14 protein-coding genes and 1 pseudogene are annotated in these 14,115 nt (G+C 69.2%); 12 read left to right on the top strand and 3 right to left on the bottom strand.

Annotated features, from left to right (window positions below):
• Positions 1-32 precede the first annotated feature (32 nt).
• The 8 genes and pseudogenes from WDJ58_RS14230 (at position 33) to WDJ58_RS14195 (ending at position 8,323) form a co-directional block, all read left to right on the top strand.
• Positions 33-1,019: a thiamine pyrophosphate-dependent dehydrogenase E1 component subunit alpha gene (locus tag WDJ58_RS14230; RefSeq protein ID WP_338913927.1), complete on the top strand. Its 987-nt coding sequence runs from the start codon at positions 33-35 to the stop codon at positions 1,017-1,019.
• Positions 1,016-2,011: an alpha-ketoacid dehydrogenase subunit beta gene (locus WDJ58_RS14225; RefSeq protein ID WP_338913926.1), complete on the top strand. Its 996-nt coding sequence runs from the start codon at positions 1,016-1,018 to the stop codon at positions 2,009-2,011. The genes WDJ58_RS14230 and WDJ58_RS14225 overlap by 4 nt, the downstream gene beginning before the upstream one ends.
• An 8-nt stretch (positions 2,012-2,019) precedes the next feature.
• A complete protein-coding gene (locus WDJ58_RS14220) occupies positions 2,020-2,481 on the top strand; it encodes a nuclear transport factor 2 family protein (RefSeq protein WP_338913925.1) in 462 nt (153 codons plus the stop codon).
• A gap of 272 nt (positions 2,482-2,753) precedes the next feature.
• Positions 2,754-3,842 (top strand): hypothetical protein, encoded by a 1,089-nt coding sequence (locus WDJ58_RS14215; protein ID WP_338913924.1) that lies wholly within the window; start codon positions 2,754-2,756, stop codon positions 3,840-3,842.
• 120 nt (positions 3,843-3,962) lie between these two features.
• A pseudogene (locus WDJ58_RS14210) lies at positions 3,963-5,217 on the top strand (anion permease).
• Between the two features lie 97 nt (positions 5,218-5,314).
• On the top strand, positions 5,315-6,481 hold the full coding sequence (locus tag WDJ58_RS14205) for an MFS transporter (protein WP_338913923.1): 1,167 nt from the start codon (positions 5,315-5,317) through the stop codon (positions 6,479-6,481).
• Positions 6,482-6,612: 131 nt separating this feature from the next.
• Positions 6,613-7,749 (top strand): acyl-CoA dehydrogenase family protein, encoded by a 1,137-nt coding sequence (locus WDJ58_RS14200; protein WP_338913922.1) that lies wholly within the window; start codon positions 6,613-6,615, stop codon positions 7,747-7,749.
• Between the two features lie 49 nt (positions 7,750-7,798).
• The gene (locus WDJ58_RS14195; RefSeq protein WP_338913921.1) at positions 7,799-8,323 is read left to right on the top strand and encodes an HAD family hydrolase; all 525 of its coding nucleotides are present in this window, start codon (positions 7,799-7,801) and stop codon (positions 8,321-8,323) included.
• Here the strand turns inward: WDJ58_RS14195 and WDJ58_RS14190 are convergent.
• Positions 8,296-8,556 (bottom strand): DUF5822 domain-containing protein, encoded by a 261-nt coding sequence (locus tag WDJ58_RS14190; RefSeq protein WP_338913920.1) that lies wholly within the window; start codon positions 8,554-8,556, stop codon positions 8,296-8,298. The two genes, WDJ58_RS14195 and WDJ58_RS14190, sit on opposite strands and share 28 nt — an antisense overlap.
• Positions 8,557-8,608: 52 nt before the next feature.
• Positions 8,609-9,373, bottom strand: a complete 765-nt coding sequence (locus WDJ58_RS14185; RefSeq protein ID WP_338913919.1) for an alpha/beta fold hydrolase — start codon at positions 9,371-9,373, stop codon at positions 8,609-8,611.
• Positions 9,374-9,510: 137 nt separating this feature from the next.
• On the opposite strand from WDJ58_RS14185, the gene WDJ58_RS14180 reads away from it, so the two are divergent.
• Entirely contained in the window at positions 9,511-9,801 is a 291-nt protein-coding gene (locus WDJ58_RS14180) for a DUF7127 family protein (RefSeq protein ID WP_338913918.1), read from the top strand.
• A gap of 2 nt (positions 9,802-9,803) precedes the next feature.
• Entirely contained in the window at positions 9,804-12,068 is a 2,265-nt protein-coding gene (locus WDJ58_RS14175) for a CDC48 family AAA ATPase (protein ID WP_338913917.1), read from the top strand.
• A gap of 201 nt (positions 12,069-12,269) precedes the next feature.
• Here WDJ58_RS14175 and WDJ58_RS14170 read toward each other — a convergent pair whose 3' ends face one another.
• A complete protein-coding gene (locus tag WDJ58_RS14170; RefSeq protein WP_338913916.1) occupies positions 12,270-12,917 on the bottom strand; it encodes an ArsR/SmtB family transcription factor in 648 nt (215 codons plus the stop codon).
• A 201-nt stretch (positions 12,918-13,118) separates the two neighbouring features.
• Between WDJ58_RS14170 and WDJ58_RS14165 the strand changes: the two genes are divergently transcribed.
• Together WDJ58_RS14165 and WDJ58_RS14160 are read left to right on the top strand one after the other, a co-directional pair.
• Entirely contained in the window at positions 13,119-13,529 is a 411-nt protein-coding gene (locus WDJ58_RS14165; RefSeq protein ID WP_338913915.1) for a nitroreductase/quinone reductase family protein, read from the top strand.
• A 305-nt stretch (positions 13,530-13,834) separates the two neighbouring features.
• Positions 13,835-14,107, top strand: a complete 273-nt coding sequence (locus WDJ58_RS14160) for a hypothetical protein (RefSeq protein WP_338913914.1) — start codon at positions 13,835-13,837, stop codon at positions 14,105-14,107.
• Positions 14,108-14,115 lie beyond the last annotated feature (8 nt).

Below are 14,115 nucleotides of genomic sequence, written 5' to 3'. Positions count from 1 at the left end.
CCTTTTAGTCCGCCACACGGGGGAGGTACACCATGCCGGACGGTACATCGCGGGACGGCGACCGGGCGATCGAGCAGTTGCGCGAGATGCTCCTGATCCGCGAGTTCGAGACGCGGGTGAGCGAGCTCTTCGAGAACAACGAACTCCCGGGGTTCGTCCACCTCTACGTCGGCCAGGAGGCGGTCGCCGTCGGCGCGTGCTCGGCGATAGACGAGGACGACTACATCACGAGCACGCACCGCGGCCACGGTCACGCCATCGCCAAGGGGCTCGACCCCGACCGGATGATGGCCGAACTGTTCGGCAAGGAGACCGGGTACTGTCACGGGAAGAGCGGCAGCATGCACATCGCGGACGTAGATGCAGGAATGCTCGGGGCGAACGGCATCGTCGGCGCGGGGCCGACGCTGGCGACGGGGGCCGGCCTCTCGATACGGCGACGGGGCGAGGAGAACGTCTGTGTCTCCTTCTTCGGCGAGGGAGCGATGGCCGAGGGGCAGGTCCACGAGGCGATGAACCTCGCGGGCGTCCGCGACCTTCCCGTGATCTTCGTCTGTGAGAACAACCTGTACGGCGAGATGACGCCGGCCGAAGAGCAGCACCACGTCGAGGGGTTCGCCTCCCGGGGGGACGTCTACGGGATGCCGAGCGAGACCGTCGACGGCATGGACGTCGGGGAAGTCTACGACGCCACGGGCCGGGCCGTCGAGCGGGCACGGAACGGGGAGGGGCCCTCGCTGCTGATCTGCGAGACCTACCGCTATCGGGGCCACTACGAGGGCGATCCGACGAGATACCGGACTGACGAGGAGGTCGAGCGGTGGCAGGAACGCGACCCCGTATCGACGCTCGCCGCCGACCTCGTCGAAGTGGACGGGATCGACGAGGAGGAGGTCGAGTCGATGCGCGAGGACGCGCGCGAACGGGTCGAGGCGGCCGTCGAGTTCGCCCGCGAGAGCGAGATGCCCGACCCGGAGACGGCCTTCGAGGGCGTCTACGCGGAGGACCTCTCGCGATGAGTGACGGCGGTAGCGGGGAGGGGACTTCGATGCGCGAGGCGATCAACGACGCGCTCCACGAGGAACTCGACCGCGACGAGTCGGTCTACCTCGTCGGCGAGGACGTCGCCGAGGCGGGCGGGAGCTTCGGGATCACACGTGGACTCCACGAGGCGTTCGGCGACGAGCGGGTGTTCGACACGCCGATCAGCGAGCAGGCCATCGTCGGCTCCAGTGCGGGGGCGGCGCTCACCGGGAGTCGTCCGGTCGCGGAGATCATGTACGCCGACTTCATGGGGCTGGCCGTCGACCAGGTGATGAACCAGGCCGGCCTGTTCAGATATATGTTCGGCGGCGAGGCCACCGTGCCGATGACCGTCCGAACCGTGAACGGCGGCGCGGGGTTCAACGCCGCCGCCCAGCATTCGAAGAGCCTCCACGGGCTCTTCCTGGGGATGCCGGGCCTCCGCGTCGTGCTCGGGAACACCGTCTACGACACGAAGGGGCTGCTCAAGAGCGCCATCCGGTCCGACGACCCCGTGCTGTTCTTCGAGCACATGGAGCTCTACAACCGGGAGGCCGAGATCCCCGAGGAGTCCTACACCGTACCGCTGGGAGAGGCGGCCGTCGAGCGCGAGGGCGAGGACGTCACCGTCGTCGCGAACCAGCTCATGCTCCACCACGCGCTGGACGTGGCCGAGTCGATCGACGGCGAGATCAGCGTCGAGGTGGTGAGTCCCCGAACCCTGAAACCGCTCGACGTGGAGACGCTCGCCGCGAGTGCGAAGCGGACGGGGCGAGTCGTCGTCGCCGACGAGTCGGTGATGCAGGGCGGGCCGGGCTCGTACGTCGCCCGGCGGATCGAGGAGGAGGCGTTCTACCACCTCGAAGCGCCGGTGTCGATCGTCGGCGTGGACGACACGCCCGTCCCGTTCTCGCCGCCGCTGGCCGACGCCGTCGTCCCGGGACCCGAGGACATCGAAGCGGCCATCAGAGCCCTCCCCAGACTGTGAGCCGGAGTATGAGCGTCGAGGACCGTCTCACCCGACTGGAGTACCGTGAGGAGATCAAGGAGCTGCGGGCGACGTACTGCTACCGGACCGACGCCCGGGACTGGGACGGCTACGCCGCGCTGTTCACCGAGGACGCCCACCTCGACTTCGGTCCAGTGGGGACGTTCGACGGCCGCGAGGAGATACGGGAGTTCGCCGAGCACGTCGTCGGCGCGAACCATCCATTCCTCTCGCACATGCTCCACAACCCGATCCTGGAGGTCGACGTTGCGGACGGGACCGCCACCGGCCGGTGGTACTTCGAGGTCCCGTGTACGTTCGAGGACGGTTCGGCGGGCTGGATACAGGGGACCTACGACGACGAATACGTCCGCGAGGACGGCGAGTGGTACTTCTCGGAGATGGTCGCGGACTTCAACTACTTCGCCGACTACGAGGACGGCTGGGCCGACATCGTCTCCGAGAGGTAGGCTCTCGGGTCCCGGTCATCCACCGATCCGTCCAGCGCACTATCCACTGCCGAGAGTGTCCGACCGTCCCTCGGGCCCGCCGCGATAGTACCGACGAACGGGCGAAGCCCACCACTGTTCGTCCACGTGTCGTTTTACCGCGGAGCGTCGACGCGGGGGCGGCTGGGATCCACCCTCGCGAGTGAAACCGGTGGTTTCAGTTGGCTGGCGCGAGTCCGGGGACTAATGGTCGACACGCCCGGCGTGGACGTCCACGGAGAGCACTACCGGTGGTGAGCCCTTCGGCCGACGAGATGCGTTCGACGATCCGCCGCCCCGAGGAGAACGCGGTCATGCGCTGGGTGCTGTTGACCGCGCCGCGGTGGCAGGTGCTGCTCGTCACCATGTTCGCCGTCTACGCCGGGCTCGTCGCGCTGGGATTCGTCAACCCGCTCGAGATGCGGGACCTGCTCGACGAGACCAACGCCGCGAAGACGCTGTTCAGCGCGCTGCTCAGCGGGGCGATCCTGCTCGTCTCCGTCGTCGTCTCGATCAACTCGGTCGTTCTCTCCCAGGAGATGACCGACCTCGAGGACCAGCAGACCCGGATCGACGCCTCGATGGACTACCACCGGGAGATCGAGGAGTACATCGAAGCCGAGATCACCCCCGCCCGCCCCGCGGACTTCCTGAGCGCGGTCCTCTACGCGCTGTCCACCCAGATGGTGCGGTTGACCGAGATCGCCGCGGACAGCCCGGACGAGGAGTTCCGGGCGGACGTCGAGGAGTTCGCCGACAGCGTCGCCGGGGAGATCGCGGACGCACGGACCACCCTCTCGGAGGCGAGGATGGGCTCGTTCAGGGTGCTCCTGGCCGGCCTGAACTACAACTACTCGGGGGAGCTCCACGCCGCGAGGGGACTGCGGCACAGGTACGGCGACGACCTCTCCGAGGAGGCTCAGGACGCGATCGGCGAGCTGATCAGCACGCTCAAGCACATCGGGACGGGCCGCGAGTACTTCAAATCGCTCTACTACAAGCGCGAGCTCGCGTACCTCTCGAGTCGGCTCCTCTTCGTCTCGCTTCCCGTGATCGTCTTCACGTCCTACGTGATCCTGGCGCTCGACGCGTCGCTCTTCCCCGAGATCGTCATCTTCGGGCTGTCGCCGCTCGTCCTCTTCGTCCTGCTCGCCTACACGATCGCGCTCGCGCCCTACATCCTCCTGACGGTGTACGTCATCCGCGCGGCCACGATCACGATCCGGACCCTGGCCGGCGGCCCGTTCATCCTCCAGGAGGGAAGCGAGATCGAGTCGCTCGAGTGGGACCCGGACACCCCCTCGCGCGAGTGGGAGCTCTCCGAGCGGACGGAGCGGAAGTAACTGCGGTCATGGTGGAGGCGTCTACCGGGCCACACCGGTCGGGGAAGACGGCTCACGGGCCGCCGTCCGTGTGGACACCGCTTTGTACGACTGGTCTGAAGGCCCGACGGGACCTACCTCATGGTGACCGTACTCGCTGCGGCGGGCGTTCTCGTTGCCGTGTTCGTGGGATTCAACATCGGCGGCTCCTCGACCGGCGTCGCGTTCGGTCCGTCGGTCGGAAGCCGACTGGTGCGGAAGACGACCGCCGCGGCGCTGTTCACGTCGTTCGCGCTCGTGGGTGCCTGGACCGTCGGGCGGAACGTCATCGACACCATGAGCAGCAGCATCGTCCCCGCGGCGCAGTTCTCGCCGATCGCCAGCGTCGGCGTCCTCTTCTTCACCGGCACCTCGCTGCTGATCTCGAACATCTACGGCGTTCCGGCCTCGACGTCGATGACTGCCGTCGGGGCCATCGTGGGGCTCGGCCTCGCGACGGGCACGCTCAACGAGGCGCTGATGTTCACCATCGTCTCGGCGTGGATCGTCGCCCCGCTGATCGGCTTCGCCTGTGGCGCGGTCATCGGACGGTACGTCTATCCGTATCTCGATCGCCGTGTCGCGTTCACCCGATTCGACACCCACCTGATCCGACTTGACCGTTCGGGACGGGTTCCCCGACCCCGGTTCAACGACAGGGCCTCGCCCCGGGACCTCGTCGGTTCCCTCGCGGTCGTCCTCATCGCCTGCTACATGGGGTTCTCCGCGGGGGCGTCCAACGCGGCGAACGCCGTCGCCCCCCTGGTAGGTGAAGGGGGCCCCCTGACTGACCGTCGATCAGGGCGTCCTCCTGGCCGCCTTCGCGTTCGGGCTGGGCGGGTTCACCATCGCCCGCCGGACGCTCGACACCGTCGGCGACGACATCACCGAACTCCCCATCCTGGCGGCGCTCGTCGTCTCCGTCGTCGGAGGGACCATCATCACGGTCCTCTCGTACCTCGGTATCCCGGCGAGCCTGGCCGTGAGCACCACCTGCTGTATCATCGGGCTGGGCTGGGGTCGCGCGAGTCGGGCGGTGACGGTCGCCGAACTCGCGGCACCCGATCCGCTGGGCGAGCCCGACGTCGAGGTCTCGACGGGCGCGCTCGTCGCCTCCCGGGCCGAGGACGCCCCCACGAGTCCGACCGTCGGTGACCTGGCCCGGGGAGAGTCCCCGCCCGAGGAACCCGCCGACGAGCCGCCCGAGATCCCGGACATCGGCGAGGAGGGCCCCCCGGACCTGGACCGCAAGAGCCTGTTCGACCCCAGTGCGGTCAAGCGGATCGCGGCGCTGTGGGTCCTGACGCCGACGCTGGCGGTGGCCGGGTCGTACGCACTGTTCCGGGTCGTGCTGTGATAGGGAGGGGCCGAGGGGTTCGCGACCCGGACGCCTCGTCGTCGGGAGCGAGTAGAGTTATGAGTACCCCCCGACCCAGGGTCGTAGTACGGTCAGGATGAGGAGCCGCTACTGGAGACTCGTCTCGCTGGTGACGGGCTGGCACGTCGCCGCGAGCGTCTGTTACTACGCGGTTTTCGCCGGGACGACCCTGTTGCGCGACGCGTTCTCCCTCTCGGCCGTCTCCGTCGGGTTCGTCGTCACGTCGCTGACCCTCGGGTACGCGACCTTCCTCCTCCCGCTCGGGGTCGCGACCGATCGGTTCGGGGAGCGCCGGACCCTGAGCGCCGGGCTGTGCGGGCTCGCGCTCGGCGTCACCCTCATCGCCGCCGCGCCCACGTTCGCGCTGGTACTCGTCGCGGCGTTCCTCCTCGGGTCGTTCTACGGGGTCGCGACCCCCGGGACGAACAAGGCGATCTTCGACAACGTCGAGCCCTCGCGCCAGCACCGGGCGATCGGGATCAAGCAGGTCGGACCGCCGCTCGGGAGCGCGATCGGGTCCGTCCTCGTCACGGGGCTGGTCGGCGTGTTCTTCTGGCAGATGGGGTTCCTCGTCGCGGCGGCGATCGGGCTCACCGTCGCCGTGCTCTTCTACGCGACGTACACGGGCGGCGGGACGACCGACGCCGCGTACCCGGACTTCCGTGGACTGCTCGGGAACCGTCGGTACGTACTCCTCCTGGTCGCCGGGACGTGCCTCGGGGCCGCCTTCTACACGACGACGGGCTACACCGTCCTCTACGTCAAGGAGTCCGTCGGCGCGGCGGTCGCGGTCGGGGGGATCGTCCTCGCGACGCTACAGGTGTTCAGCAGCGCCGGTCGGGTTCTCGCTGGGTGGCTCGGTGATACCCTCCCGGGGCGACCGTCCACGAGGGTCGGATCGCTCCTGTCGGTGCAGGTGCTCGGCGGCGGCGTGCTGTTCCTGCTCGTTCCCGTCGCGGGGACCCCCGTCGAGGCGGTCGTAGTCTTCTCGCTGCTCGGCCTGTTCGCGCTCGGCTCCGTCGGCCTGTACTACTCGCTCATCTCGATCGTCGTCCCCGAGGAGGACATCGGGAGCGCCTCCGCCGGAGGGCAGTTCGCGGCCACGTTCGGCGGCCTCCTCACACCGCCGGCGTTCGGATACCTGACCGAGACGGCCGGCTACGGGGCGGCGTGGGGGTTACTCGGGCTCCTCTCGTTGCTCGCCGTCGGACTGGTGACGGTCGTCGTGCTCCGGTCGCGGTAGCCCTCGTCGTCCCGAACGCGCCGACCTCGACCCGCACCGCCGGGACCCGATCGCGTACCGTCCAGCCCGTCGACCGTTTCGGCCCGAGGACCGTCCGGACCCTTTTTGCGACACCCAGTCCTGGTGCGCGCATGGACCTCACGCCGGAGCAGGAGGCCGTCCGCGAGACGGTCCGGCAGTTCACCGTCGAGGAGATCCGGCCGCTGGCACGCGAGGCCGACCGGAACGAGGAGTTCCCCGAGTCGGTCTGGGACGAGCTCGGCGAGATGGACCTGCTGAGTCTCACGGTTCCCGAGGAGTACGGCGGCTACGACGCCGACGGGCTGACCTACGCGATCGTCAACGAGGAACTCGCCTACGGCACCCTGGCGGTGGCGACCGCGGCGTCGGTCCAGTCGCTGGTCACCTCCTGTATCGCGACGTTCGGGAGCGAGGCCCAGCGGGAGGAGTGGCTCCCCGAGATGACGGCCGGCCGTCCCGTCGGGGCGTTCTGTCTCTCCGAGCCCCAGGCCGGGTCGAACCCCGCGGCGATGGAGACGGAGGCCCGGCCCGACGGCGACGAGTACGTGCTCGACGGGACGAAGCAGTGGATCACGAACGGCGAGCGGGCGGGCGTCTGTGTCGTCTTCGCCAAGACCGACCGCGAGGACCCGGAGAGTATCACGCAGTTCCTCGTTCCCAAGGACCTCGACGGCGTGGAGGTGGGCAAGCGGGAGCAGAAGCTCGGGTTGCGGGCCTCCGACACGACCACACTGACGTTCGACGACGTTCGCATCCCCGAGGAGAACCGGCTCACCGAGGTGGGTCGGGGGCTCTCGGCGGCGTTCGAAGTGCTCACGGGGGGACGGGTCGCCATCGCGGCGCAGGCGGTCGGCGTCGCCCAGTCGGCTCTCGACGAGGCGGTCTCGTACGCCACCGAGCGCGAGCAGTTCGACCGACCCATCTCGGATATCCAGACGATCCGGCACAAACTGGCCGACATGAAGACGCGGACACAGGCGGCCCGCCTGCTCACGTACGACGCGGCCCGGGGGCTCGACTCGGGCAGACCGCCGATGCAGGCGGCGAGCATGGCGAAGCTGTTCGCGAGCGAGGCGGCCATGGACGTGACGAACGAGGCGATACAGATCCACGGCGGCTACGGCTACACGACGGACTTCCCCGTCGAGCGGATGTACCGGGACGCGAAGATCACCCAGATCTACGAGGGGACGACCGAGATACAGAAGAAGGTCATCGCCCGGGGGCTCCTCGGGGACGACCGGTAGGCGGGACCGATAGCGGAAGTTTCTCCCGCCCGGTCCCCGTATCCAGCCCGTGAACTACGACGCGGTCGTCTACGACCTCGACGGGACACTCGTCGACCTGGCGGTCGACTGGGACGCCGTCGCCCGAGACGTCGAAGCCCTGCTCGAATCGAGGGGGATCGACCCGGAGTCGACGGGGCTCTGGGAGATGTGGCGCGAGTCGAAGGGGACGCCCCACCAGAAGTCGGTCCACCGGACGATGGCCGACCACGAGGAGGCGGGCGCGCGGAACTCGGCGCTCCTCCCGCCGGCGCGGTCCATCCCCGCGGAACTCCCGGTGGGCGTCTGCTCGCTGAACGCCGAATCGGCGGTCCACGTCGCCCTCGACACCCACGCTCTGACCGAGTCCGTGGACGCCGTCGTCGGACGGGGAAGCGTCCCGACCGAGAAGCCCGACCCCGAGCCGCTACTCTCGACGCTCGAACCCCTGGGCGTCGATCCGGGGATGGCGGTCTTCGTCGGCGATTCCGACCGCGACCGGGTGGCCTCGGAACGGGCGGGCGTGCCCTACCGGGACGTCTCGGACTGGGACTGATCCACTCGAACCCGCCTGGCGTAGAGGAACACGCCCACGGCGGTCAGCATCCAGACGACGGCCCCCACCCTGAGCGCGAACGTCGCCCTCGCGGCCCAGGTCGGGAGGTCCGCGCCGGTCGAGAGCAGGGCGACCAGTGGCGCGCCGAAGACGATGGTGAGGACGAACGTGGTCTGCATCACCCACCCGTAGTCGACGCCCTCCGGGTCGGTGGTCTCGACTCGCGACGGCACGTCCGGGGGGTCGACCGGGCGGCCGATAAGCGTTCCTCGTCCACCGTCTCGATCAGTCGAGCCCCTCGACGAACTCGCTCACGACCGCGTCGAACGCGTCGGGGCGCTCCACGAACGGGAGGTGTGCTGCGTCGGGGATCTCGACGAGATCGGCATCCGGGAGGTGCTCGTCGAGGTACTCGTGGAACGCCGGGGGTGTGAGCCGGTCGTGTTCCCCGTAGACACAGAGCGCGGGCACGTCGACCTCCCCGAGCCGGTCGCGGACGTCGAACCGATCGCAGGTGAGGAAATCCCGCTCGGTCACCGCGCGGCCGGTCTCGCGCATCGTCGCCTTCGAGCGCTCGACGTCCCGCGGGTCTGGATCGTGGAACAGCATGTCCTCGCCGTGGAGGAACTCGACGGCCCGGTCCCAGTCGTCGGCCAGCCACCCCTTCAGCGGGTCGGCCACGCCGAGCTTCGCACCGGTGTCGGCGAGGACGAGCCCCGAGAGCGGGAGGTCGCGCTCCAGCGCGACGTGCTGGACGACCGCACCCCCGAGCGAGTTGCCGACGAGGACCGACGCACGGCTCGCCCGCGCGACGGCCACCACGTCGTCCGCGTAGGCGTCGAGCGTCCCGGTGCCCGGCTCCGTATCGACGTCGTCGCTCTCGCCGTGGCCACTCAGGTCGAGCGCGACCCGTGACCCGTCGTGTCGCCCGTACTGAGCAGCCCAGACCCGGTGGGTCCCGCCGGACCCGTGGACGTACAGCACGGTCGCCTCGCCCTCGCCGGGGTGTCGGTATGCGGTCGTCCGACCGTCGTGTGTCACCGTCTCCATACCCCCCGTTCGATCCCCGCAGGGAAAGCGCTCCGGGCATGGAACCGCAAGCACACTCTTTATCCGTCCATCCCCTCGCAGTCCCCTGGTTTTTGGTAGAAAGATTTATATAGTTGAATCACTAACTAAGAGTTAGCATGAACGAGACCAAGCGGTTCGTCGACGAGGAGTTCGCCGGGCGTCGGTACGAGCGTGATGGCCGGGCGGGACTCGTGGTCGACTTCGGCCCGGGAGCCGAGGGCTCCGTCGATCTCGTCGGCGATACCGCCATCGTCGTCGTCGGCGACGACCAGTACGAGTTCGAGGTCCCCGCGGGCGTCACGACCCGTGCCTCCATGAACAACGGCGTCCTGACCGTCGAGGTGGAACCGGAGAACAGCGACGACACCGACGGCGATTCGGGCTCCGAGACCGAGGTGCGGAACTGAGCATGAAACTCACCGTCAAGCCCCTGAAACAGAAGGACGCCGGGCGCGGCCTGGCGGCGATCGACCGCGCGGCGATGCGCGAGATGGAGCTCGAGAACGGCGACTACATCCTCATCGAGGGGAGCGGAAGCGGTCGCGCGGTCGCGCGCGTCTGGCCGGGCTACCCCGAAGACGAGGGGAACGGTATCATCCGCATCGACGGCCGGCTCCGCAGCGAGGCCGACGTGGGGATCGACGACAAGATCGAGGTGTCCGCCGCTGACGTCAAGCCCGCCACCTCGGTGACGGTCGCACTCCCCCAGAACCTCCGCATCCGGGGGAACATCGGCCCGCACATCCGCGACAAGCTCAGCGGGCAGGCCGTCACGGAGGGACAGCAGGTCCCGTTCTCGCTCGGGCTCGGGCCGCTGTCGTCGATGAGCGGCCAGCGGATCCCACTCAGGATCGCCGACACCGCCCCCGGCGGGACCGTGGTCGTCACGGACTCGACCGAGGTTCAGGTGAGCGAGCGGCCCGCCGAGCAGATCTCGGGGGAGAGCGCCGGCCGAAGCGAGGGCCCGACGGTCACCTACGAGGACATCGGCGGCCTCGACGACGAGCTCGACAAGGTCCGCGAGATGATCGAGCTGCCCATGCGCCACCCCGAGCTGTTTCAACAGCTGGGGATCGAGCCGCCGAAGGGCGTCCTCCTGCACGGCCCGCCGGGGACGGGCAAGACCCTGATGGCCAAGGCCGTCGCCAACGAGATAGACGCCTACTTCACGGACATCTCCGGGCCGGAGATCATGTCGAAGTACTACGGCGAGAGCGAGGAGCAGCTCCGTGAGGTGTTCGAGGAGGCCGAGGAGAACGCCCCGGCGATCGTCTTCATCGACGAGATCGACTCCATCGCGCCCAAGCGTGGCGAGACGAGCGGTGACGTCGAGCGCCGCGTCGTCGCCCAGCTGCTCTCGCTGATGGACGGGATGGACGAGCGTCAGGACGTCGTCGTTATCGGCGCGACCAATCGGTTGGACGCGCTCGACCCCGCGCTCCGGCGCGGCGGCCGGTTCGACCGCGAGATCGAGATCGGCGTCCCCGACCGGGACGGCCGCATGGAGATCCTCCAGGTCCACACCCGGGGGATGCCACTGGCCGACGGCGTCGACCTCGACCAGTACGCCGAGTCCACCCACGGCTTCGTCGGCGCGGATCTCGAATCGCTGGCGAAGGAGAGCGCGATGAACGCCCTCCGGAGGTTACGCCCGCAGCTCGATCTCGAGGCCGACGAGATCGACGCCGACGTGCTCGAGTCGATGCGGGTCACCGAGACCGACCTCAAGGAGGCGCTGAAGGGCATCGAACCCTCCGCGCTCCGGGAGGTGTTCGTCGAGGTGCCCGACGTCACCTGGGAGGACGTCGGCGGCCTGGAGGACACCAAAGAGCGGCTCCGCGAGACCATCCAGTGGCCGCTCGACTACCCCGAGGTGTTCCAGCAGCTCGACATGGCCGCCGCGAAGGGCGTCCTCCTGTACGGCCCGCCGGGGACCGGCAAGACCCTGCTGGCGAAGGCCGTCGCCAACGAGGCCCAGTCGAACTTCATCTCGATCAAGGGTCCCGAGCTGCTGAACAAGTACGTCGGGGAGTCCGAGAAGGGCGTCCGCGAGGTGTTCGAGAAGGCCCGGTCGAACGCACCCACGGTGGTGTTCTTCGACGAGATCGACTCCATCGCCGGCGAGCGGGGCCAGCGGATGGGCGACTCCGGCGTCGGCGAGCGCGTCGTCTCCCAGCTGCTGACCGAACTCGACGGGCTCGAGGAGCTGGAGGACGTGGTCGTCGTCGCGACGACCAACCGCCCCGACCTGATCGACTCGGCGCTGCTGCGCCCCGGTCGGCTCGACCGGCACGTCCACGTCCCCGTCCCGGACGAGGAGGCTCGGCGGAAGATCTTCGAGGTCCACACAGAGCACAAGCCCCTCGCGGAGGACGTCGACCTCGACGCGCTGGCCCGCCGCACCGAGGGCTACGTCGGCGCGGACATCGAGGCGGTCTGTCGCGAGGCCTCGATGGCCGCCTCGCGGGAGTTCATCGACACCGTCTCGCCCGAGGACATCGAGACGAGCGTCGGGAACGTCCGCGTGAGCATGGACCACTTCGAGACTGCACTCGACGAGGTGAACCCCTCGGTCACCGACGAGACGCGCGAACGCTACGAGGAGATCGAGCGCCGCTTCGAGCAGCACGAGGACGAGGTCGACGACTCGCAGGTCTCGCGGACCTTCCAGTAGACCGACCCGTCCATCGCGGCTTTTCGCTCGGACTCCTTCCCCGCACTCTTCTCCCTGCTCCTGCTGGTCCAGGCGACGGAGCCACCGCCTCCTATCGCTCCGCGACCCACCCGTCCGGTTAGCCGAGACGCTTCTCCCGCGGTGGTCGCCGTTCCGGGAACCACGATCCGCGGGCCACGGTCGGGCACGGCGCCGCCGGGTTCACCGCCCGGCGACCCACCAGTAGGCCGCGAGGCCGACGATGGTGACGAGCCCGCCGAGGAAGAAGACGACCAGCGGGTCGGCCAGGAGGGCACCGAGCCCGGGATCGCCGCCGGCCGCCCCCGTCGCGGCGGTGTCGGCGGCGGTCGACGCGGACTCGGCGGTGAACGAGACCGCCGTCCCGCCGTCGGCCGACCCCGGAGTACCGCCGAAGAGCAACTCGCGCGCGGAGCCGACGAGCCCGACGGCGGCCGCGAGCAGGATGTAGAGGCCGAGCACCCGGCCGAGGATCCGCCGGAGCCGCGAGCGGTCCGACTCCCGGCCGGCGAACAGGACGACCGCCTCGCTCCGGGGGGCGTAGACCGTCATCTCGCTGCCCTTCTCGGAGTAGCCGACCCCTGCCGGTTCGATGAGGTCGGCGTCCTCCAGCCTGTCGAGGTGGTAGTGGACGTTCTGGAGGGAGGTCCCGACCTCGTCGCGGACCTCCGGTGGGGTGCGTGGCTGGTCGTAGATGGCGGTGAGGATACGGCGGGCCGTCGCCGAGGAGAGCACCTCGAAGGCGCGGTCGGCGGCCTCGCCCTCGATGTCGAGCACGCGGGCGTCGTCCGGACGCCGGTCGGTCTCGACCCGCCGGGGCAGCAGACTCATCCACGATCCGTACCGCCCCACCGAGTATGGGTCTTCGGGTGTCTCAAACCGGGGTTTGATCCTCCGAACTGCGCTCCGTCGCACTCGTGAGCCCCGTCTGGGGCCGTCCACGTCGACCGCCGCCGATCGGATCGGCGGACCGCTCGCGTCGAACGCCCCACCCCGAGAACCGTTATGTCCAGCGGGGACGAGTGGGGCGACGTGAACCGGAGCGTCGGCACCAGACTGCTGTCACGGACCCTCCACTACGTCGACCTGTTCCTCATGCGTCTCACGGACGGTCGGATCTCCGTCCCCGGATCGCTGCTCGGACTCCCGGTGGTCCGGCTGACGACGACGGGCGCGAGGACGGGGAAGGAGCGGACCGTCCCGCTGCTGGGACTCCGCGACGGCGGGAACTGGGTCGTGGTCGCGACGAACTGGGGCGGCGAGCGACACCCCGCCTGGTACCACAACCTGCGGGCCGACCCGGAGGTGAAGCTGACGTACGGGGGACAGACCGACCGGTACGTCGCCCGCGAGGCGACCGGACGGGAACGAGCGGAGTACTGGGATCGAGCGAAGGAGCTCTACCCCGACTACGAGACCTATAGTAGCGTTTGGAACCGATGACACACTCCGGGCGGGCCCGTCCCGCCCGACCGTGAGTAAAGACTTCCAAACGCTACTATACGAGCGAACGGCGGGCGACCGTCACATTCCGGTCGTGGTGCTGACCCCGATGGAGGAGTGACCCCGGCAGAGAGGTGAGCGAGCGGGCGGGGACTGCTGTCGCCGCGGAACGGCGGTCGTCCCGTGCTCCGTCCCGGGGACGGCCGCTGCCCACTGACTCCCCCCGTTCCCCGGACGCCGCACCGGCGAGCCGACCACACGGTCAGTGTCGACAGTTCTTTGCGCTCGTCCCGTGGACGGGGAGTATGCTCGACTCACGCCGACTGCGGACCGTCCTCGCGGTCGACGCCGTCGCGACCGCCATCGCCGGTCTCCTGGTGTACGCCAGGCCGGGCCTGCTCGGTGTGCTCTCGTTCGACCGGGCACGACTCGCCCCCCTCAGGGACGCCCGGACCGCGAGCCGGATCGGCCTCGCCGTGGCCGCGTTCGGCACCGGGAAGGGGCTCCTCTACGCGCTCGCCGTCAGTCGATACGGCGCGGACGCGGCCCGGTCGGACGCCGAAGGACCCTCGGACTGAGCCGCTCC

This window comes from Salinirubellus litoreus (genome assembly GCF_037335815.1).
In the GTDB taxonomy this organism is placed as follows: Archaea; Halobacteriota; Halobacteria; order Halobacteriales; family Haloarculaceae; genus Salinirubellus; species Salinirubellus litoreus.
This window is presented reverse-complemented; position numbering and strand designations above follow the sequence as displayed.

Excerpts from the sequence above, each read along its gene's own strand:
- WDJ58_RS14205 (WP_338913923.1), top strand. The coding sequence starts at position 5,315 with ATGAGGAGCCGCTACTGGAGACTCGTCTCGCTGGTGACGGGCTGGCAC.
- WDJ58_RS14170 (WP_338913916.1), bottom strand. The coding sequence starts at position 12,917 with ATGAGTCTGCTGCCCCGGCGGGTCGAGACCGACCGGCGTCCGGACGAC.
- WDJ58_RS14220 (WP_338913925.1), top strand. The coding sequence starts at position 2,020 with ATGAGCGTCGAGGACCGTCTCACCCGACTGGAGTACCGTGAGGAGATC.
- WDJ58_RS14225 (WP_338913926.1), top strand. The coding sequence starts at position 1,016 with ATGAGTGACGGCGGTAGCGGGGAGGGGACTTCGATGCGCGAGGCGATC.
- WDJ58_RS14230 (WP_338913927.1), top strand. The coding sequence starts at position 33 with ATGCCGGACGGTACATCGCGGGACGGCGACCGGGCGATCGAGCAGTTG.
- WDJ58_RS14160 (WP_338913914.1), top strand. The coding sequence starts at position 13,835 with ATGCTCGACTCACGCCGACTGCGGACCGTCCTCGCGGTCGACGCCGTC.
- WDJ58_RS14175 (WP_338913917.1), top strand. The coding sequence starts at position 9,804 with ATGAAACTCACCGTCAAGCCCCTGAAACAGAAGGACGCCGGGCGCGGC.
- WDJ58_RS14185 (WP_338913919.1), bottom strand. The coding sequence starts at position 9,373 with ATGGAGACGGTGACACACGACGGTCGGACGACCGCATACCGACACCCC.
- WDJ58_RS14180 (WP_338913918.1), top strand. The coding sequence starts at position 9,511 with ATGAACGAGACCAAGCGGTTCGTCGACGAGGAGTTCGCCGGGCGTCGG.
- WDJ58_RS14200 (WP_338913922.1), top strand. The coding sequence starts at position 6,613 with ATGGACCTCACGCCGGAGCAGGAGGCCGTCCGCGAGACGGTCCGGCAG.